At 60.4% G+C, this 21,407-nt stretch carries 5 protein-coding genes and 2 pseudogenes; 4 read left to right on the top strand and 3 right to left on the bottom strand.

All coding sequences use genetic code 11. From position 1 onward, the window contains the following. Positions 1–1,936 precede the first annotated feature (1,936 nt). Complete coding sequence (locus tag LCW13_RS11265) at positions 1,937–3,193, bottom strand: ISL3 family transposase (protein ID WP_225346886.1); 1,257 nt, start codon at positions 3,191–3,193, stop codon at positions 1,937–1,939. Positions 3,194–3,462: 269 nt separating this feature from the next. On the opposite strand from LCW13_RS11265, the pseudogene LCW13_RS17535 reads away from it, so the two are divergent. Further along, a pseudogene (locus tag LCW13_RS17535) lies at positions 3,463–3,552 on the top strand (ESPR domain-containing protein); the annotation flags it as partial. 330 nt (positions 3,553–3,882) lie between these two features. On the opposite strand, the gene LCW13_RS11255 reads toward LCW13_RS17535, so the two are convergent. Continuing rightward, positions 3,883–4,272: a hypothetical protein gene (locus LCW13_RS11255; protein ID WP_225348195.1), complete on the bottom strand. Its 390-nt coding sequence runs from the start codon at positions 4,270–4,272 to the stop codon at positions 3,883–3,885. A gap of 381 nt (positions 4,273–4,653) precedes the next feature. Here LCW13_RS11255 and LCW13_RS17530 point away from each other — a divergent pair. After that, positions 4,654–5,073: pseudogene (locus LCW13_RS17530) on the top strand (hypothetical protein); the annotation flags it as partial. Between the two features lie 201 nt (positions 5,074–5,274). Here LCW13_RS17530 and LCW13_RS11245 read toward each other — a convergent pair. After that, complete coding sequence (locus tag LCW13_RS11245; RefSeq protein WP_225348194.1) at positions 5,275–5,628, bottom strand: hypothetical protein; 354 nt, start codon at positions 5,626–5,628, stop codon at positions 5,275–5,277. Between LCW13_RS11245 and LCW13_RS11235 the strand changes: the two genes are divergently transcribed. Then, the gene (locus LCW13_RS11235; RefSeq protein ID WP_404813689.1) at positions 5,575–20,556 is read left to right on the top strand and encodes a YadA-like family protein; all 14,982 of its coding nucleotides are present in this window, start codon (positions 5,575–5,577) and stop codon (positions 20,554–20,556) included. The two genes, LCW13_RS11245 and LCW13_RS11235, sit on opposite strands and share 54 nt — an antisense overlap. Further along, positions 20,525–21,388, top strand: coding sequence for an OmpA family protein (locus LCW13_RS11230; RefSeq protein WP_225346914.1), 864 nt, complete (start codon positions 20,525–20,527; stop codon positions 21,386–21,388). The genes LCW13_RS11235 and LCW13_RS11230 overlap by 32 nt, the downstream gene beginning before the upstream one ends. Positions 21,389–21,407 lie beyond the last annotated feature (19 nt).

Below are 21,407 nucleotides of genomic sequence, written 5' to 3'. Positions count from 1 at the left end.
ATTCGCGAGTGCGGCTCCGGCAGGTCTTCCAGCATGCGTTTGGCAAAGGGGTCTTGGAGTATATAGAAATTACAAAGTGCATCATGGTGGTGCTGACGACGAGAGATTCGGCCCAATGCCTGTCAAAAGTACTGCTCGGTCTTGATATGGCTCAAATAACAACACACGCGAAGCCGCGGTAGGCCGACGCCTTCGCTGGCCATATTGACCGAGACGATCCATTGCGTCCGAGCCTGCTGAAAGCTCGCTAATCTCTTGTGGGCATCAGGTGACTGGCTGGCGGCTAGGCAGGTGAGATATACCTCTGCTGCTCTAGCAGAGGGCAATGGCGTTGGCATGGGCAATATCGGATGCGATAACCAATCCACATGCCTGTGGATCTTGCTCCCGCCATCGAGCTAGGCTGTCAGCGGCCAGCATCAGAAGATGCCTGTTAAGCTAGCGATGGCGTACCAGACTTGCATACGACACTTTGAGGTGCCGCATCAGTGCGGGAAGGTTTTGATAGCGCTATACCGTCGTGTGATAGGCGCTTGCTGACCTGGTTCGCAGCAGAATGTCGCGATTATCCAGCAGATGAATCGTTAGGGGGGCTGCACACTTGATCGTTGATGGCGTCTCGCAGCGAGTAGACGAAGCCTGGAACCTGGTGACGAGTAGGGCGGTGCGGAGCCTTGAGCGATAAGTATGTTTCGTGCTCATGGTAATGCAATAGCGGGAGACAACTACCATCTGTCCGTCACGATGTGCCGGAAAGCGCGAAGGTGAAACGAATGTGTCGCTCAAGGGGTGGCAGGGCTTTCCCCCATTGATTCAGTCCCGGGATATGCTCGCCATCGAGGCTGGTTTGGCTGGCGGCATATGACTTTCATCTCAAGCCATCAAGACTCGGCATCACTGACAAAGCGTCTTCAACTCCTCGAGTCGATATTGAAGCGCGTAATGGGTTACGCAGGTGCCCACGTCGTGGAGGTTTCCTCACAATGGGCGTCTCAGCACCTGTTCAAACTGTGTTCTTGCATGCTGAACGATCGCCGTTGTCTGGCCCAAGTAGAGAGCCTGATCGATGCTGCCAGAAGTATCAGCTCTTCAGCCAGAACCGCCGACACCAGCATTTTTCCGACCCCCCCCGGGATGGCTTGACATAGGAAGTGAGGGCGGTCCTCTCTCAATGTCTGCAGCGCGGTTTCGATGCATCGTGCCTGCCAGCCACGCGAGGGGGAGTTGCCCTTCAGTAGACGGTTTTGCGATCGACGTCTCATGTGTCGCCCTCCGTCGTAGGTTGTTCGGAGAGGGTTAGGAATGCCTTGTGATATGCCTTTGCCCAGATAGCCCTTACGGCAGCCTTTTCTCGACAATGATGAGTGGGTGGCACCATTTCGGCTTTTCGTTCAGCTGAAAGTCGAAACATTCGATCATGAGCTCGCTCACTTCTTAGGGTGATGAGTTGTTAACGTGCCAACTCCTTCAAGCTACGTTTTCCTCGTCGGTGAATTCAGGTTCGGTGGCTAGGGCTTGGGAGGAGATGGAGGGCATCTCGGTTTGGTAGCCTCAGGCAAGACTGGAATTCTGGCTCTCGAAGATGCCGGTGGCGTTGTCCATCAGTTCGCGTTTCCACTGGCTCACCATGGTTGGGTGGATCTCGAAGCGGGCCGCGATCTCCGACGTGGTCTGCCCCCCCCCTTTTTTTGGGGGGGGCGGCGAAGGCTATCTTGGCTTTGAACCCTCTGCTGTACTGTCGACGTTTCCTGCTCATGATCAAGCTCTCCTGGTCGGTCTGGTCAGAGCTTAGCGCCTAGTCCGAATTCCCGGATCCGCTTCACTGCCGCCGGGCAAGATTAGTATTCTCGAAGCTCTCTATCGCACAAGACGAGGCTCTGAATGGCTAGCGTGCACTTATTCTACAAATCTAGGTAAATATGGGCTCTTCGACGTTTCATGTGGATTTGGCTTCATCCAGCATGCGCCCCACGGGGCTGCCGATCAGGTAGATCATCGCAATGAAATTGCTTTCGTTTCGGTAGCCGCGAGCGCGAGATCTGGCAGCCTGAAAGAGGCCGTTCATGCCTTCCAGACGTGCGTTCGTCAGGCCTGAACACCAGCGCCTCACAACCTGGTCGGCATGTCGCTCCAACGTATTGAGTGCTTTTGCCATTGGCTTGAGGAGCGTGTGGCCGGCGACTGCCTCACGCATCACATTGAGGTAATTCGTGATGCGCCAACGAGCCCCGCGCGCTGTCGGTGCGCGACGAATCCACCTCAGCTTTTCCTTGATAATCCATGCATTCGCGGTAGCCCCTTGGTCAGCAACCAGCTCCCGGAGGGCGACCAGCTGCTTTTCCGTCAGGTTGTGGTTATCCATGCTTTTCAGCACTGCCCAGCGCAGGGCCTTGGGATGGGTTTTTTCTCGACGTTCCCGCTTACGCACTTCATCCAACGCCTTGGTGAACGTCTGCACGATATGGAACCAGTCAACCGTCACTCGAGCATCAGGAAGATGTTCAGCAGTGCCATTGAGGAAGGCCGGCGACATGTCACACACGACTTCAACCACATTGCCCGGGGCGCCGCCATGTGCCTCTAGAAAGGCGCTGAACGCCTTGATCGTCTCTTTGCCACGTCCTTGGACAGCAAAGATCACCGGCTCTTGTTGGCGTTGCATATCGAGAAATACGGTGACGTAACGTTGCCCTCGACGTGATGCCGTTTCGTCTACCCCGACATTGGCAACCTGAGAAAGATCCAGGTCTCCCAGCATACGGCCTACGTAATGATGCACGATGCGCCACAAACGCTTGTCAGTGACTTCCAATTGCCGAGAGACGGCGAGCACAGGCATCTCCCTGACCAACGACATGGCAGCCTGTTCAAACAACAGTGTGAAACCACTATCAGGGCGAGCCCAGGGCACCTCGACTCGCTTGACGCCGTGCTCTGGACACCGGGTGCGAGGGACGCGGGCATAGAGATAGCAATGATGCTGGAAGAAGTTCAGGTGTCGCCAGGACTTGTCGGCAAAGTCATGCGCCGGGCATGCCTTGCCGCATTCCGGGCAGGCATAAAGGCTCCCCCGGTCGGCTTCCACGTAAAGCTCGAGACGATGCGGAGATGACGTGGTATCCAGATGCTGGTCCTTGAGTTTCCAAGGCGCTTGCAAGCCCAAGCCAAGGGTCAGGACCTGAGTACCATCCATGTCAATTCTCCAGTCTGTTCGGGGCCCATATCCTGGACCATTCCAGGGCACTAATTCCACACCTGGCGTCGAAGAGCCTAAATATGATTGCTGAAGTGTGATTTTTTGTGCATCATTAAGTATTTGAAAAAATATTTAATATTGTGTTGATTTTCAGTAGAAAATTTGAGGCCTTGTATCAAACTACCCTTTTGGGTCGGGGTGGTTTGCTTGCTGCAATACAAACTAAGGTCGCGTCAGTCAATTAGAACGATACCTCGCAGGTGAGTATGAACAAGATATTTAAAGTCATCTGGAACAGCACTCTTGGCCGCCTGGTAGTTACGTCGGAGGCGGCTCACTCTAAGGGTAAGCCAAGTGGGCAGCGGCTCCAGGTGGTGCCAGCGGAAGCTGTGAAAGTCTTACCTGCAGGTATCTTGCGCCCCTTGGTCGTGGCGATAGGACTGGTCGGTAGTGGGGTGAGTGCTATGGCTACCGCAGAGGACGCCACTTTCGACAACCTGACGATCAACGACGACGCTATTCTTGGCGCCCTAGAGGTGAGTAGAGCCGCTACTATCACTGGGTCGCTCACCGTCGGTGGCGAGGATGTTGCCACAGTCAGTGATATTGCCGGTATCGGTAACAATGCGTCAGCCATCACTAGCCTGGATGGGCGCGTTACCACCAATGAAACTGATATTGCGGGCTTAGATAGTCGCGTTGCCACAAATGAAGCTGATACTGCAGGCCTGGATGCCGATCTTGGCAATCTCGACACCCGAGTCGGTGACAATGAATCGGCCATCACGGGCCTCGATGGTCGCGTTGCCACCAATGAAACTGATATTGCGGGCCTGGATGTCGATCTTGGCGATCTCGACACCCGAGTCGGTGACAATAAGTCGGCCATCACTGGCCTCGATGGTCGCGTTGCTACTAATGAAACTGATATAGCGGGCCTGGATACCGATCTTGGCAATCTCGACACCCGAGTCGGTGACAATGAGTCGGCCATCACGGGCCTCGATGGTCGCGTTGCCTCTAATGAAACTGATATTGCGGGCCTGGATGTCGATCTTGGCAATCTCGACACCCAAGTCGGTGACAATGAGTCGGCCATCACGGCCCTCGATGGTCGCGTTGCCACTAATGAAACTGATATAGCGGGCCTGGATACCGATCTTGGCAATCTCGACACCCGAGTCGGTGACAATGAAACCGACATCATTACAATCAACGATTCTCTGACCAATCTGGGTGTCGATGAGAACTCCCCAGGCGTCAAATATTTTCGTGCGAATTCTGACGATATTGATGCTCAGGCTAACGGCTCTGAGTCTGTCGCCATTGGCCCCAGCAGCGTCGCTGGCGGCACCAACAGCTTAGCCGCAGGATTGGGTGCCACGACTAGCAGCTTGGCAGACAACGGCATTGCCCTGGGCAACCAGGCCCGTGCCGAGGCGGGCAACACCTTGGCGGTGGGGAACCAGGCCAACGCGGCCTTGGAGTCCGGAACGGCCATTGGCAACCAAGCGCAGGCGAAGGCCGAAAACTCGATTGCCTTAGGCAAGCAAACTCTAGCCCTGGGTGAGAATGCCACTTCCATTGGTACGACTGGCGATCCCATCACGATTCTGGATTTGGCTGTTGATGGCGCCGACTTGACGTCGATCAATGGCGTACCGGTGACGGCAATCGGCACGCCGCTCAACCCCGATGGGACCTACAACCCCACCGGTTCAGACCAGATTACCGAAATTGCCGGTGTGGCGGTGGACGAAGACGGCGTTAATCAGTTTATCAGTGCGTTGAAGGCCGGCGCCAATCTTGCCTCGGGCAAGAACAGTGTGTCGCTTGGCGTCGGCACCATCGCAGCCGGTGACTCCAGCGTTGCCATCGGAGATAGGGCCAGCGCGTCAAGTAATGCGGTTGGCATCGGCCGCAATGCGACCGCCACAGGTGGCGCCGTCAGCATTGGCCCCGGCGCCACTGCGAGCGGTGCCAACAGCTTCGCCGGCGGCAATAATGCCACCGCGAGCGGTGCCAACAGCTTCGCCGCAGGCGCTGGGGCGCAAGCAGGTGGTGCGGTTAGCATTGCTTTAGGTAAAGATGCCGTGGCGGCCGCTACAAACAATATTTCGATCGGTGAGGAAGCAGGCGTTGGTACAAATGCTGTTACAGCCGACGATCAGGTAAATAATATCGCCATCGGCGCCCAGGCTGGTCAGAACGTTGCCGGCCAACGTAATGTGGCAATGGGAAGCAGGGCGGGCAATGCTGCCGATGGGAACGACAACATTTCCTTTGGCTCCGGGGCTGGTAACAGCCTGGAAGGTGACAGTAATATCAGCATTGGTTTGAATGCTAACAACGCTGATGGGGGAGGGAAGAATCGCGCTGTGGGCATCGGCGAGGATGCCTCGGCGGGTACCGATGGCGTTGCCATCGGTCACGAGGCTGTCGCTTCCGGCACCAACGGTCTTGCATTGGGTAGTGGTGCAGCAACGAGTGGTGCAGGCGTGGCCTTGGGTGAAAACGCTGAGGCAGCCACCGGCTATGTTGCCTTGGGCTCTGGCACCCAGGCCTTACAAAGTGATGTTAATGGAAGTAGCTATCTGACCAATCGTGCGTTCTCGGGCAGCGCCGTTTCTGTGGGGAATAGCGAGACAGGCCTGACGCGGCGTATCGTTAATGTGGAGGATGGCGCACAGGACACTGATGCGGTAAACGTACGGCAGCTACAGTATGCAGTGAATAATATCGACCTGACGGATCCTGACTTCGCCGATGGCGTGATCCTGGATCTGCAGGACCAGATCGATCAGAACTTGCTGTCTTATGTCAGTATCGAGGATGGCGGCACCGACAGGAACAACAAAGATAACAGTGGGGCGCTAGGCGTCAGGTCATTAGCGATTGGTCCGGATGCCTCTACCAGTAATGGGGCCGACGATGCGACAGCGATTGGCTCCAGTGTATCGGCGGAAGGGGCTTCCTCGGTTGTTCTGGGCCACGATGTCCAGGCGCTAAACGATAATTCGGTCGTCATCGGCAGCCAACAGACCGAAGCGCGCGACGAAAGCGGCGTGGCCATTGGCGCGGACTCGCAAAGCCGTGGCACAAACTCGATCGTTATTGGTACCCGCTCTGAGTCGGACGACCAGGATGGTACTAATGTCCAAAACTCCATCGTCATCGGTACGGACTCCCAGTCGACAGCGCGCGAAGGGATCGTTATCGGCAGAGATTCCCTCGTAAATGCCGAAAGAGCTATGGCACAGGGTGATAATGCCGAGGCAACGGCGGATGACGCCATGGCTGTCGGTACAGGCTCCCGGGCGAGTGGTGTCAGCGCCCAGGCCAGCGGCACCCGTGCCAGCGCCAGTGGCGCCAACGCTCAGGCCAGCGGCACCGATGCCAACGCCAGTGGCGTCGACACTCAGGCTAGCGGTACCAGAGCTCAGGCGAGCGGTTCTAATGCTCAGGCCAGTGGCACCGATGCCCGCGCCAGCGGTACCGATGCTCAGGCCAGCGGTACCAGGGCTTCCGCGAGTGGATCCAATGCCATCGCATCAGGTACGGATGCGCGTGGATATGCCAGCGACGGTATCGCCATGGGCACTGGAGCCCAGGCAGGCTTCGATGATCCCAATAACCTCGACCCTTTGCGCAACTCTGGAGGTATCGCGATTGGCAATGAGACCCGTGCGGACGAAGAGCATGCGCTGGCGCTCGGCGTCGAGGCCCAGGCTCGCGCCCAGTCCGCCACGGCGATCGGCGATGGGGCCGAAGCCTCGGACACCGCCCAGGGCGGCCTAGCCGTCGGGGCCGGCGCAGGGGTCACCGCGCAGAACGCCGCCGCCTTCGGCCAGAGCGCCAAAGCGGAGGGCATCGAGGCCCTGGCCATGGGCTCCGGGGCGCGCGCCGAGGCCCAGTCCGCCACGGCGATCGGCGCTGGAGCCCTGGCCAACCACCAGGGCTCGGTGGCCCTGGGGAGCAACGCGGTCACAGCGGCGCCAGTCTCCACTGATGAAATGACGGTCGACAAGAATACCTACGACTTCGCGGGCACCTCTCCTGTAGCGACTGTTAGCGTGGGGGGCTTGGGTGAAGAGCGTACTCTTACTAACGTCGCCGCCGGACGCGTCAGCGCTGCCAGTACCGACGCCGTCAACGGCAGTCAGCTTTATGGCACCAACCAGGCAGTCGATGCACTGGCCGACAACTTGGACACTGCCGGCGGTTCTGTGGCCGCCGTGATGGGTGGCAACGCTGCCTATGATCCGCAGACCCACCAGGTCACGATGAACAATGTGGGTGGCACCGGCGAAGATACCCTCAACGATGCCATCGAGTATGCCGCTCAGGGCTGGGATGTCACCGCCAACAATGATGCCGGTGCCAATGTCGCGCCCGGCGACTCGGTGGATTTCAGCAGCACCGACAGCAATATCGCCATCAGCCGCGCGGGCACCGACCTGGTGTTCAACCTCGCGGAGGATATCGGCGTCGACGGAAGCGTCAGCGTCGGTAGCGATACCGTTGTCGATGGTGACAGCGTCACGACCAACAACCTGACGGTTGGTGGTGATACCTTCGTCGTGGCCGGGGATACTGTCACCTATGACGGTAATGAAATCGCGACCCAGGCCGACGGTCTGAGCTTTGCCGGTAACACCGGGGGTGCCATCGATAAGACGCTGGGAGACACCACCCCGTTGACGGTTTCCGGTGGGCTGGCGTTGGGCGAGGCTTCCAGTGGCGCCAACCTGCGCGTGGATAGCGACGGCAATCAGCTCAACCTGGTAATGGCGCGCAACCTAACCGAGCTGGACAGTGTCACCACCGGCAATAGCGTGCTCGACACCGGCGGCCTCACCGTCAACGATGGCACTAACAGCACCGAGTACGGCACCGCCGGCATGACCATTACCGGTGGCCCTAGCGTGACCTCCGGTGGCATCGATGCCGGTGATCAGGTTATTGCCAGCGTGGCCGACGGAGATGTGAACGCCACCAGCAGCGATGCCATCAACGGCAGCCAGCTGCAGGCGGCAGGCGACAGTCTGGCCAGCAACGTGCTGGGTGGTGATGCTGCCTATGCCGACAACGACTTCACCATGAGTGACGTGGGTGGTACCGGCGAGAACACCATCGACGAGGCGATCGCCTCGGCCAATACCGCCGCCAATGCCGGCTGGGACATCAGTGCCCAGGGCAGCAACTCGACCAATGTGGGGCCGAACGACAGCGTCGATCTGAATAACAGTGATGGCAATATCGTGGTCAGCAAGACCGCCACCGATAACGATGTCACCTTCGATCTGGCCGCCAATCTCACAGCCGACAGCGTGACCACCGGTAACAGTGTGCTCGATACCGATGGGCTGACCGTCGACGACGGTGCCGGCAATGTCACCGAGGTGACGACCGCGGGCATCAGTGTCAGCGATGGCACCGACAGCACCGCCTACGGCGCCGACGGCATGACCATTGCGGGCGGGCCGAGCGTGACCTCCGGCGGCATCGATGCGGCCGGCAACACGGTCACCGGCGTGGCCGATGGCGCCATCAACAGCACCAGTAGTGAAGCCATCAACGGCAGCCAGCTGCAGGCGGCAGGCGACAGCCTGGCCAGCAACGTGCTGGGCGGTAATGCCGACTACACCGGCAACGATTTCACCATGAGTGATGTGGGCGGTACCGGTGAGAACACTATCGACGAGGCGATCGCCTCGGCCAACACTGCCGCCAATGCCGGCTGGGACATCAGTGCCCAGGGCAGCAACTCGACCAATGTGGGGCCGAACGACAGTGTCGATCTGAATAACAGTGATGGCAATATCGTGGTCAGCAAGACCGCCACCGATAACGATGTCACCTTCGATCTGGCCGCCAACCTCACAGCCGACAGCGTGACCACCGGTAACAGTGTGCTCGATACCGATGGGCTGACCGTCGACGACGGTGCCGGCAATGTCACCGAGGTGACGACCGCGGGCATTAGTGTCAGCGATGGCACCGACAGCACCGAGTATGGCGCCGATGGCATGGCCATTGCCGGTGGCCCGAGCGTCACCAGTGGCGGTATTGATGCGGCCGGCAACACGATCACCGGCGTGGCCGATGGCGCCATCAACAGCACCAGCAGTGATGCTATCAACGGCAGCCAGCTGCAGGCGGCGGGCGACAGCCTGGCCAGCAACGTGCTGGGCGGTAATGCCGACTACACCGGCAACGACTTCACCATGAGTGACGTGGGCGGTACCGGCGAGAACACCATCGACGAGGCGATCGCCTCGGCCAATACCGCCGCCAATGCCGGCTGGGACATCAGTGCCCAGGGCAGCAACTCGACCAATGTGGGGCCGAACGACAGCGTCGATCTGAACAACAGTGATGGCAATATCGAGGTCAGCAAGACGATCACCGATAACGACGTTACCTTTGATCTGGCCGATGACATCGACGTCGCCAGCGTGACCGCCGACGACGGCGCTGGCAATGTCACCGCGGTGACCGCGACCGGCACCAGCGTTACCGATGGCACCGCAAGCACCGCCTACGGAGCCGCCGGCATGACCATTGCCGGTGGCCCTAGCGTGACCTCCGGTGGCATCGATGCCGGTGATCAGGTTATTGCCAACGTGGCCGATGGCGACATCAACGCCTCCAGCGGCGATGCCATCAACGGCAGCCAGCTGCAGGCGGCAGGCGGCAGTCTGGCCAGCAGCGTGCTGGGTGGTGATGCTGCCTATGACGACAACGACTTCACCATGAGTGACGTGGGCGGTACCGGCGAGAACACTATCGACGAGGCGATCGCTTCGGCCAACACCGCCGCCAATGCCGGCTGGAACGTGGCTGACACCAACGGAAACAGCCACAACATCGGCCCGAACGGCAAGGTGACCTTCGACGGCGACAGCAACGTCACGGTGACCGAGTCTGGTGCTGACGATGATGCCAAGGTCCAGGTCGCGCTGAATGACGACATTACGGTCGATAGTGTGGCAGCCGATAGCGTGACCACCGGCAACAGCACGCTCGACACCAATGGGCTGACCGTCGATGACGGCGCCGGCAATGTCACCGAGGTGGCCGCGACCGGCACCAGCGTTACCGATGGCATCAACAGCACCGCCTACGGCGCCGACGGCATGACCATTGCGGGCGGGCCGAGCGTGACCTCCGGCGGCATCGATGCGGCCGGCAACACGATCACCGGCGTAGCCGATGGCGCCATCAACAGCACCAGCAGTGAAGCCATCAACGGCAGCCAGCTGCAGGCGGCAGGCGACAGTCTGGCCAGCAGCGTGCTGGGTGGTGATGCTGCCTATGCCGACAACGACTTCACCATGAGTGATGTGGGCGGTACCGGTGAGAACACTATCGACGAGGCGATCGCCTCGGCCAACACTGCCGCCAATGCCGGCTGGGACATCAGTGCCCAGGGCAGCAACTCGACCAATGTGGGGCCGAACGACAGCGTCGATCTGAATAACAGTGATGGCAATATCGTGGTCAGCAAGACCGCCACCGTTAACGATGTCACCTTCGATCTGGCCGCCAACCTCACAGCCGACAGCGTGACCACCGGTAATAGTGTGCTCGATACCGATGGGCTGACCGTCGACGACGGTGCCGGCAATGTCGCCGAGGTGACGACTGCGGGCACCAGTGTCAGCGATGGCACCGACAGCACCGGCTACGGCGCCGACGGCATGACCATTGCGGGCGGGCCGAGCGTGACCTCCGGCGGCATCGATGCGGCCGGCAACACGGTCACCGGCGTGGGCGATGGCGCCATCAACAGCACCAGCAGTGATGCCATCAACGGCAGCCAGCTGCAGGCGGCAGGCGACAGTCTGGCCAGCAACGTGCTGGGTGGTGATGCTGCTTATGCCGACAACGACTTCACCATGAGTGACGTGGGCGGTACCGGCGAGAACACCATCGACGAGGCGATCGCCTCGGCCAATACCGCCGCCAATGCCGGCTGGGACATCAGTGCCCAGGGCAGCAACTCGACCAATGTGGGGCCGAACGACAGCGTCGATCTGAACAACAGTGATGGCAATATCGTGGTCAGCAAGACCGCCACTGATAACGATGTCACCTTCGATCTTGCCGCCAACCTCACAGCCGACAGTGTGACCACCGGTAACAGTGTGCTCGATACCGATGGGCTGACCGTCGACGACGGTGCCGGCAATGGCACCGACAGCACCGCCTACGGCGCCGACGGCATGACCATTGCGAGCGGACCGAGCGTGACCTCCGGCGGCATCGATGCGGCCGGCAACACGATCACCGGCGTAGCCGATGGCGCCATCAACAGCACCAGCAGTGAAGCCATCAACGGCAGCCAGCTGCAGGCGGCAGGCGACAGTCTGGCCAGCAGCGTGCTGGGTGGTGATGCTGCCTATGCCGACAACGACTTCACCATGAGTGACGTGGGCGGTACCGGCGAGAACACTATCGACGAGGCGATCGCTTCGGCCAACACCGCCGCCAATGCCGGCTGGAACGTGGCTGACACCAACGGAAACAGCCACAACATCGGCCCGAACGGCAAGGTGACCTTCGACGGCGACAGCAACGTCACGGTGACCGAGTCTGGTGCTGACGATGATGCCAAGGTCCAGGTCGCGCTGAATGACGACATTACGGTCGATAGTGTGGCAGCCGATAGCGTGACCACCGGCAACAGCACGCTCGACACCAATGGGCTGACCGTCGATGACGGCGCCGGCAATGTCACCGAGGTGGCCGCGACCGGCACCAGCGTTACCGATGGCATCAACAGCACCGCCTACGGCGCCGACGGCATGACCATTGCGGGCGGGCCGAGCGTGACCTCCGGCGGCATCGATGCGGCCGGCAACACGATCACCGGCGTAGCCGATGGCGCCATCAACAGCACCAGCAGTGAAGCCATCAACGGCAGCCAGCTGCAGGCGGCAGGCGACAGTCTGGCCAGCAGCGTGCTGGGTGGTGATGCTGCCTATGCCGACAACGACTTCACCATGAGTGACGTGGGCGGTACCGGCGAGAACACTATCGACGAGGCGATCGCTTCGGCCAACACCGCCGCCAATGCCGGCTGGAACGTGGCTGACACCAACGGAAACAGCCACAACATCGGCCCGAACGGCAAGGTGACCTTCGACGGCGACAGCAACGTCACGGTGACCGAGTCTGGTGCTGACGATGATGCCAAGGTCCAGGTCGCGCTGAATGACGACATTACGGTCGATAGTGTGGCAGCCGATAGCGTGACCACCGGCAACAGCACGCTCGACACCAATGGGCTGACCGTCGATGACGGCGCCGGCAATGTCACCGAGGTGGCCGCGACCGGCACCAGCGTTACCGATGGCATCAACAGCACCGCCTACGGCGCCGACGGCATGACCATTGCGGGCGGGCCGAGCGTGACCTCCGGCGGCATCGATGCGGCCGGCAACACGATCACCGGCGTAGCCGATGGCGCCATCAACAGCGCCAGCAGCGATGCTATCAACGGCAGCCAGCTGCAGGCGGCGGGCGACAGTCTGGCCAGCAACGTGCTGGGTGGTAATGCCGACTACACCGGCAACAACTTCACCATGAGTGACGTGGGCGGTACCGGCGAGAGCACCATCGATGACGCCATTCGCTCGGCCAACACCGCCGCCAATGCCGGCTGGAACGTGGCTGACACCAACGGAAACAGCCACAACATCGGCCCGAACGGCAAGGTGACCTTCGACGGCGACAGCAACGTCACGGTGACCGAGTCTGGTGCTGACGATGATGCCAAGGTCCAGGTCGCGCTGAATGACGACATTACGGTCGATAGTGTGGCAGCCGATAGCGTGACCACCGGCAACAGCACGCTCGACACCAATGGGCTGACCGTCGACGACGGCGCCGGCAATGTCACCGAGGTGGCCGCGACCGGCACCAGCGTTACCGATGGCATCAACAGCACCGCCTACGGTGCCGAGGGCATGGCCATTGCGGGCGGGCCGAGCGTGACCTCCGGCGGCATCAATGCGGCCGGCAACACGATCACCGGCGTGGCCGATGGCGCCATCAACAGCATCAGCAGCGATGCTATCAACGGCAGCCAGCTGCAGGCGGCGGGCGACAGCCTGGCCAGCAACGTGCTGGGCGGTAATGCTGCTTATGCCGACAACGACTTCACCATGAGTGATGTGGGCGGTACCGGTGAGAACACTATCGACGAGGCGATCGCCTCGGCCAACACTGCCGCCAATGCCGGCTGGGACATCAGTGCCCAGGGCAGCAACTCGACCAATGTGGGGCCGAACGACAGCGTCGATCTGAATAACAGTGATGGCAATATCGTGGTCAGCAAGACCGCCACCGATAACGATGTCACCTTCGATCTGGCCGCCAACCTCACAGCCGACAGCGTGACCACCGGTAACAGTGTGCTCGATACCGATGGGCTGACCGTCGACGACGGTGCCGGCAATGTCGCCGAGGTGACGACCGCGGGCACCAGTGTCAGCGATGGCACCGACAGCACCGGCTACGGCGCCGACGGCATGACCATTGCGGGCGGGCCGAGCGTGACCTCCGGCGGCATCGATGCGGCCGGCAACACGATCACCGGCGTAGCCGATGGCGCCATCAACAGCACCAGCAGTGAAGCCATCAACGGCAGCCAGCTGCAGGCGGCAGGCGACAGTCTGGCCAGCAGCGTGCTGGGTGGTGATGCTGCCTATGCCGACAACGACTTCACCATGAGTGATGTGGGCGGTACCGGTGAGAACACTATCGACGAGGCGATCGCCTCGGCCAACACTGCCGCCAATGCCGGCTGGGACATCAGTGCCCAGGGCAGCAACTCGACCAATGTGGGGCCGAACGACAGCGTCGATCTGAATAACAGTGATGGCAATATCGTGGTCAGCAAGACCGCCACCGATAACGATGTCACCTTCGATCTGGCCGCCAACCTCACAGCCGACAGTGTGACCACCGGTAACAGTGTGCTCGATACCGATGGGCTGACCGTCGACGACGGTGCCGGCAATGTCACCGAGGTGTCGACCGCGGGCATCAGTGTCAGCGATGGCACCGACAGCACCGAGTATGGCGCCGATGGCATGGCCATTGCCGGTGGCCCGAGCGTCACCAGTGGCGGTATTGATGCGGCCGGCAACACGGTCACCGGCGTGGCCGATGGCGCCATCAACAGCACCAGCAGTGATGCCATCAACGGCAGCCAGCTGCAGGCGGCAGGCGACAGTCTGGCCAGCAACGTGCTGGGTGGTGATGCTGCTTATGCCGACAACGACTTCACCATGAGTGACGTGGGCGGTACCGGCGAGAACACCATCGACGAGGCGATCGCCTCGGCCAATACCGCCGCCAATGCCGGCTGGGACATCAGTGCCCAGGGCAGCAACTCGACCAATGTGGGGCCGAACGACAGCGTCGATCTGAACAACAGTGATGGCAATATCGTGGTCAGCAAGACCGCCACCGATAACGATGTCACCTTCGATCTTGCCGCCAACCTCACAGCCGACAGTGTGACCACCGGTAACAGTGTGCTCGATACCGATGGGCTGACCGTCGACGACGGTGCCGGCAATATCACCGAGGTGACAACCGCTGGTACCCGCGTCGCCAATGGCACCAACACCACCGAGTACGGCGCCGACGGCATGACCATTGCCGGTGGCCCGAGCGTTACCACCGGCGGTATCGATACGGCTGGCAACAAGGTCACCAACGTGGCCGATGGCGACATCAACGCCTCCAGCGGCGATGCCATCAACGGCAGCCAGCTGCAGGCGGCGGGTGACAGCCTGGCCAGCAACGTGCTGGGCGGCAATGCCGATTACACCGGTAACGACTTCACCATGAGTGACGTGGGCGGCACCGGTGAAGACACCATCGATGACGCCATCAAGTCAGCCAACACCGCCGCCAATGCCGGCTGGAACGTGGCCGACACCAACGGCAACAGCCACAACATCGGCCCCAACGGCAAGGTGACCTTCGACGGCGACAGCAACGTCACGGTGACCGAGTCTGGTGCTGACGATGATGCCAAGGTCCAGGTCGCGCTGAACGACGATATTACCGTCGACAGCGTCACCACCGGCAACAGCACGCTGGACAACGATGGCCTGACCGTCGACGACGGTGCCGGTAATGTCACCGCGGTGACCGCGACCGGCACCAGCGTTACCGATGGCATCAACAGCACCGCCTACGGCGCCGACGGCATGACCATTGCGGGCGGGCCGAGCGTGACCTCCGGCGGCATCGATGCGGCCGGCAACACGATCACCGGCGTAGCCGATGGCGCCATCAACAGCGCCAGCAGCGATGCCATCAACGGCAGCCAGCTGCAGGCGGCGGGCGACAGTCTGGCCAGCAACGTGCTGGGTGGTAATGCCGACTACACCGGCAACAACTTCACCATGAGTGACGTGGGCGGTACCGGCGAGAGCACCATCGATGACGCCATTCGCTCGGCCAACACCGCCGCCAATGCCGGCTGGAACGTGGCTGACACCAACGGAAACAGCCACAACATCGGCCCGAACGGCAAGGTGACCTTCGACGGCGACAGCAACGTCACGGTGACCGAGTCTGGTGCTGACGATGATGCCAAGGTCCAGGTCGCGCTGAATGACGACATTACGGTCGATAGTGTGGCAGCCGATAGCGTGACCACCGGCAACAGCACGCTCGACACCAATGGGCTGACCGTCGATGACGGCGCCGGCAATGTCACCGAGGTGGCCGCGACCGGCACCAGCGTTACCGATGGCATCAACAGCACCGCCTACGGCGCCGACGGCATGACCATTGCGGGCGGGCCGAGCGTGACCTCCGGCGGCATCGATGCGGCCGGCAACACGATCACCGGCGTAGCCGATGGCGCCATCAACAGCACCAGCAGTGAAGCCATCAACGGCAGCCAGCTGCAGGCGGCAGGCGACAGTCTGGCCAGCAGCGTGCTGGGTGGTGATGCTGCCTATGCCGACAACGACTTCACCATGAGTGACGTGGGCGGTACCGGCGAGAACACTATCGACGAGGCGATCGCTTCGGCCAACACCGCCGCCAATGCCGGCTGGAACGTGGCTGACACCAACGGAAACAGCCACAACATCGGCCCGAACGGCAAGGTGACCTTCGACGGCGACAGCAACGTCACGGTGACCGAGTCTGGTGCTGACGATGATGCCAAGGTCCAGGTCGCGCTGAATGACGACATTACGGTCGATAGTGTGGCAGCCGATAGCGTGACCACCGGCAACAGCACGCTCGACACCAATGGGCTGACCGTCGATGACGGCGCCGGCAATGTCACCGAGGTGGCCGCGACCGGCACCAGCGTTACCGATGGCATCAACAGCACCGCCTACGGCGCCGACGGCATGACCATTGCGGGCGGGCCGAGCGTGACCTCCGGCGGCATCGATGCGGCCGGCAACACGATCACCGGCGTAGCCGATGGCGCCATCAACAGCGCCAGCGGCGATGCCATCAACGGCAGCCAGCTGCAGGCGGCGGGTGACAGCCTGGCCAGCAACGTGCTGGGCGGCAATGCCGATTACACCGGCAACGACTTCACCATGAGTGACGTGGGCGGCACCGGTGAAGACACCATCGATGACGCCATCAAGTCAGCCAACACCGCAGCCAATGCCGGCTGGAACGTGGCCGACACCAACGGCAACATCCACAACATCGGCCCCAACGGCAAGGTGACCTTCGACGGCGACAGCAACGTCACTGTCACCGAGTCTGGTGCTGATGATGACGCCAAGGTCCAGGTCGCGCTGAACGACGATATTGCCGTCGACAGCGTCACCACCGGCAACAGCACGCTCGACACCGATGGCCTGATCGTCGATGACGGCATCAATAGCACCGAGTACGGCGCTGACGGCATGACTATTGCCGGTGGCCCGAGCGTTACTACCGGCGGCATCGATGCGGCCGGCAACACGGTCACCGGTGTGGCCGATGGCGCCATCAACAGCACCAGCAGTGATGCCATCAACGGCAGCCAGCTGCAGGCGGCGGGTGACAGCCTGGCCAGCAACGTGCTGGGCGGTGATGCCGCTTACACCGGCAACGACTTCAGCATGAGTGATGTGGGCGGTACCGGCGAGAGCACCATCGATGACGCCATCCGCTCGGCCAACACCGCCGCCAATGCCGGCTGGAACGTGGCCGACACCAACGGCAACAGCCACAACATCGGCCCCAACGGCAAGGTGACCTTCGACGGCGACAGCAACGTCACTGTCACCGAGTCTGGTGCTGATGATGACGCCAAGGTCCAGGTCGCGCTGAACGACGATATTGCCGTCGATAGCGTCACCACCGGCAACAGCATGCTCGACACCGATGGGCTGACCGTCGACGACGGCGCCGGCAATGTCACCGAGGTGACTGCGACCGGCACCAGCGTTACCGATGGCATCAACAGCACCGCCTACGGTGCCGAGGGCATGACCATTGCGGGCGGGCCGAGCGTCACTACCGGTGGCATCGATGCGGCCGGCAACACGGTCACCGGTGTGGCCGATGGCGCCATCAACAGCACCAGCAGCGATGCCATCAACGGCAGCCAGCTGCAGGCGGCGGGCGACAGCCTGGCCAGCAACGTGCTGGGCGGTAATGCCAACTACACCGGCAACGACTTCAGCATGAGTGATGTGGGCGGTACCGGCGAGAGCACCATCGATGACGCCATCCGCTCGGCCAACACCGCCGCCAATGCCGGTTGGAACGTGGCCGACATCAACGGCAACAGCCACAACATCGGTCCCAACGGCCAGGTGACCTTTGACGGCGACAGCAATGTCACTGTCACCGAGTCTGGCGCTGACGATGACGCCAAGGTCCAGGTCGCGCTGAACGACGACATTGCCGTCGACAGCATCACTACCGGCAACAGCACGCTCGATACCGATGGACTGACCCTCGATGACGGTACCCACTCCACCAAGGTAAGCGCAGGCAGTATCAACGTAGCCGGTGGTGGCAACAGCATCACCATGGATGGTGGGGCCGGTGATATCACAGGTCTGGCTAACATCGATTTGGACGGTAACGACTTCGCCCAAGCGGGTCGTGCAGCTACTGAGGAGCAGCTAGACCTGGTCAACCAGACCGCCAGTGCCGGCTGGAATCTGAGCGGCTCCGATGCCAATCAGGTGAACATCGGACCGAACGGCGCAGTGGACTTCCAGGGCGACAGCAACCTCAGCGTGGTGCAGAGCGGTCAGGATGATAACGGGAAGATTGATATCACACTGAATCCTGACTTGGACGTAGACAGCGTCACCGCAGGAGATACCTCGCTCGATACTGAGGGCTTGGTGGTAAATGACAGCACTGCGAATCCGACGGCCACCACCTCGGTAGAAGCGGGCACGATCACGCTGGCGGCTAACCCGACCACTGGCTCGGCCAACGAGATCGTAATCGATGCCAACAGCGGTACCGTCGGTGGATTGACCAATACGACTTTCGATCCGGATAACTTCACCAGTGGTCAGGCGGCTACAGAAGACCAGTTAGGTCAGGTCTATACAGTAGCCAACGCTGGTTGGAGCGTGTCGGTGGATGGTGAGGGGGCCCAGTCAGACGGTAGCAACAATGTCGGTCCCGGTGAGGTAGTGGACTTCACCAGCGAGGACGGCAATGTCGTTATCAACCGCGACGGCACCAATCTGGCATTCAATCTAGCTGATAGCATCACGCTGGGTGATGGCGAAACCGCTATCAACGTGGATGGCGAGAAGGGTGAGATTGGTGTCGGCGATACCCTCGTGAATGGAGGCGGTGTCAGCGTTGGCGATGATGTGACTCTGGGCGATACGGGGCTCGAGATCGCTGGTGGGCCGAGCGTCACGGCGGGCGGTATCAACGCGGGGGGAAGCAAGATCACCGGTGTGGCCGCGGGTAATGTCAGCGAGATCAGCAGCGATGCCATCAACGGTAGCCAGCTATATGACGTACAGCAGATCGCTAACGCCGGCTGGAACCTGACCGGCTCCGGCGCCGATGAGGTGAATATCGGGCCGGAGGGGGCGGTGGACTTCCAGGGTGATAACAACATCAGTGTGGCACAGATCGGTACCGACAATGCGGGCGTGATTCAGGTGGCTTTGAACGACACTCTTACTCTGGGCGAAGGCGACAGTGTCATTACGGTAGACGGCACTGAGGGAAGTATTGCCACCGGTGACACCATCATGAACGGCGACGGTGTGCGCGTTGGGGATAATGTGGTCTTGGACGAAAGTGGTCTGGTCATTACTGGTGGGCCGAGCGTGACCGTTAGCGGTATCAATGCTGGTGGCATACAGATCACTAACGTAGGTAGTGGCCTAGGGGGGCAGTCGCTGGATCAGATCAGCGGTGATGACCTGATGAATGCCGTGAATGTGGGGGACCTCCAGCAGGTGGCCGGTGATATCGGAGATGATGTGGCGGCAGCCAAGACCGAGGTCACGGAGGGCAAGAATATCTCTGTCATCGAGTCGACCGGTAGTGACGGCCAGACCATCTATGAAGTTGCTACCGCTGACGAGGTGGAGTTCGACAAGATGGATATTGGCTCTGTCACCATCGACAAAGACAATGTCGATAGAGATGGCAATACCATCATTGCCGGCGTTGGCAGAGGAGAAGTCAGTGCTGACAGCACGGATGTCGTGAATGGCAGCCAGCTGTACGATGTCAAGGAAGAGGTTGGAGACATCAATAACTCTTTGGATGGCGGTATGGACTTCGCAGCCGATGAAGGTGATGCGGTGAACCGCAAGCTGGGCGATACCGTCGCCATCACCGGCGATAACAACATTACGACACGGACCTCCGACGATGGGGTGCAGGTGACTCTGAATCAGGAGTTAAATGTCGATAGTGTGGCTGCCGGAAGGACCACGGTCAGTGACCGGGGTGTGACGATCGAAGGTGGCCCCAGCATGACGGTCGATGGTATCGACGGTGGAGGTAAACGGATCACCAACGTGGCGCCAGGGGTCGAAGCTGGCGATGCCGTAAACGTTGGTCAGATGCAAGAACTCAATCGGCACTACGCTCAAGAGTTTAACAACGTCCACAGACGCATCAACGAAGTGGAAAAGAGTGCGAATGCAGGTACAGCAAGTGCCCTTGCAGCGAGTACTGTTCCCCAAGCTTGGATATCCGGCAAAAGCATGGTGGGTGTAGGTGCTGGTACCTACGGAGGTGAGTCTGCCATTTCGATTGGTGTATCACGCCTCTCTGATAATGGGCGATTCATTATCCAGGGTAAGGTGACGGGGGATTCTCAGAGCAACTTCGGTGCTGGCATTGGTGCTGGCTGGCATTGGTAAGGAGGCGATTGTGAGTGTATCGAGACTACCTGTACTGCTTAAGATGGCCTCTGGGGCTGTCAGTGTCGCGAGCCTGGTAATTATCGCGGGCTGTGCCAGCTCGCAGAATAACTATCGCACCGATATTCGAGATGCGGGGGATGGCTTCCCAGCATTGGACAGCAACTGGCATGATGGTGGTATTTTCGTCGATCCGCAGAGGATTCTGCGCATCAATCAGGGACAGTCCAAGGATCAAGTGCGACAGCTGCTAGGTAACCCGCATTTTAGTGAGGGATTCTTTGGTGTTCGAGAGTGGAACTATGTCTTCAACCTGTATACACCTGAAAAGAGTGGAGACTACATCACCTGTCAGTATCAGGTGGAATTCGATGAAGTTATGGCCCTAGAGGCCACTCGCTGGCGTGATACGCAGTGCTCGGCGTTGTTGGTGCCTCTTGAGCAGAAGGAAGATCAGACTCTGATACTTTCTGGTGATGTGCTGTTCGATTTCGACAGTGATCGGTTGACCTTGGAAGGGCGCCGCGCACTGGCGCAGGTAGCTCGGTCAGCGATTAGCGAGTTTGAGTCTCCTCGCATGTTGGTAGAAGGCTATACGGATCATTTCGGTAGCGCAGCGTATAACGAGAAGCTCTCTCAGTCGCGAGCCGATAACGTGGCAGGCTACCTCTCCACACACGGGATCAGCCGTGGTGATATCCGTGCCATCGGGCACGGGGAGGCCGAGCCCGTGGTGACTTGTCCGGGAATCGTGGCTGAGCAGAGCGTGACGGAGTGCCTAAGCCCTAATAGGCGTGTGGAGATCACGATTAGTGGATCGGTGGGTGGGTGAGCCCAGTGGCAGATAAAAA

This window comes from Cobetia amphilecti (genome assembly GCF_020217465.1).
In the GTDB taxonomy this organism is placed as follows: domain Bacteria; phylum Pseudomonadota; class Gammaproteobacteria; order Pseudomonadales; family Halomonadaceae; genus Cobetia; species Cobetia amphilecti.
The sequence above is the reverse complement of the archived record's forward strand: the minus strand, read 5'-3'. Positions and strand labels throughout refer to the sequence as shown.

Coding starts and splice junctions, on each gene's coding strand:
- LCW13_RS11265 (WP_225346886.1), bottom strand. CDS start 3,193: ATGGATGGTACTCAGGTCCTGACCCTTGGCTTGGGCTTGCAAGCGCCT.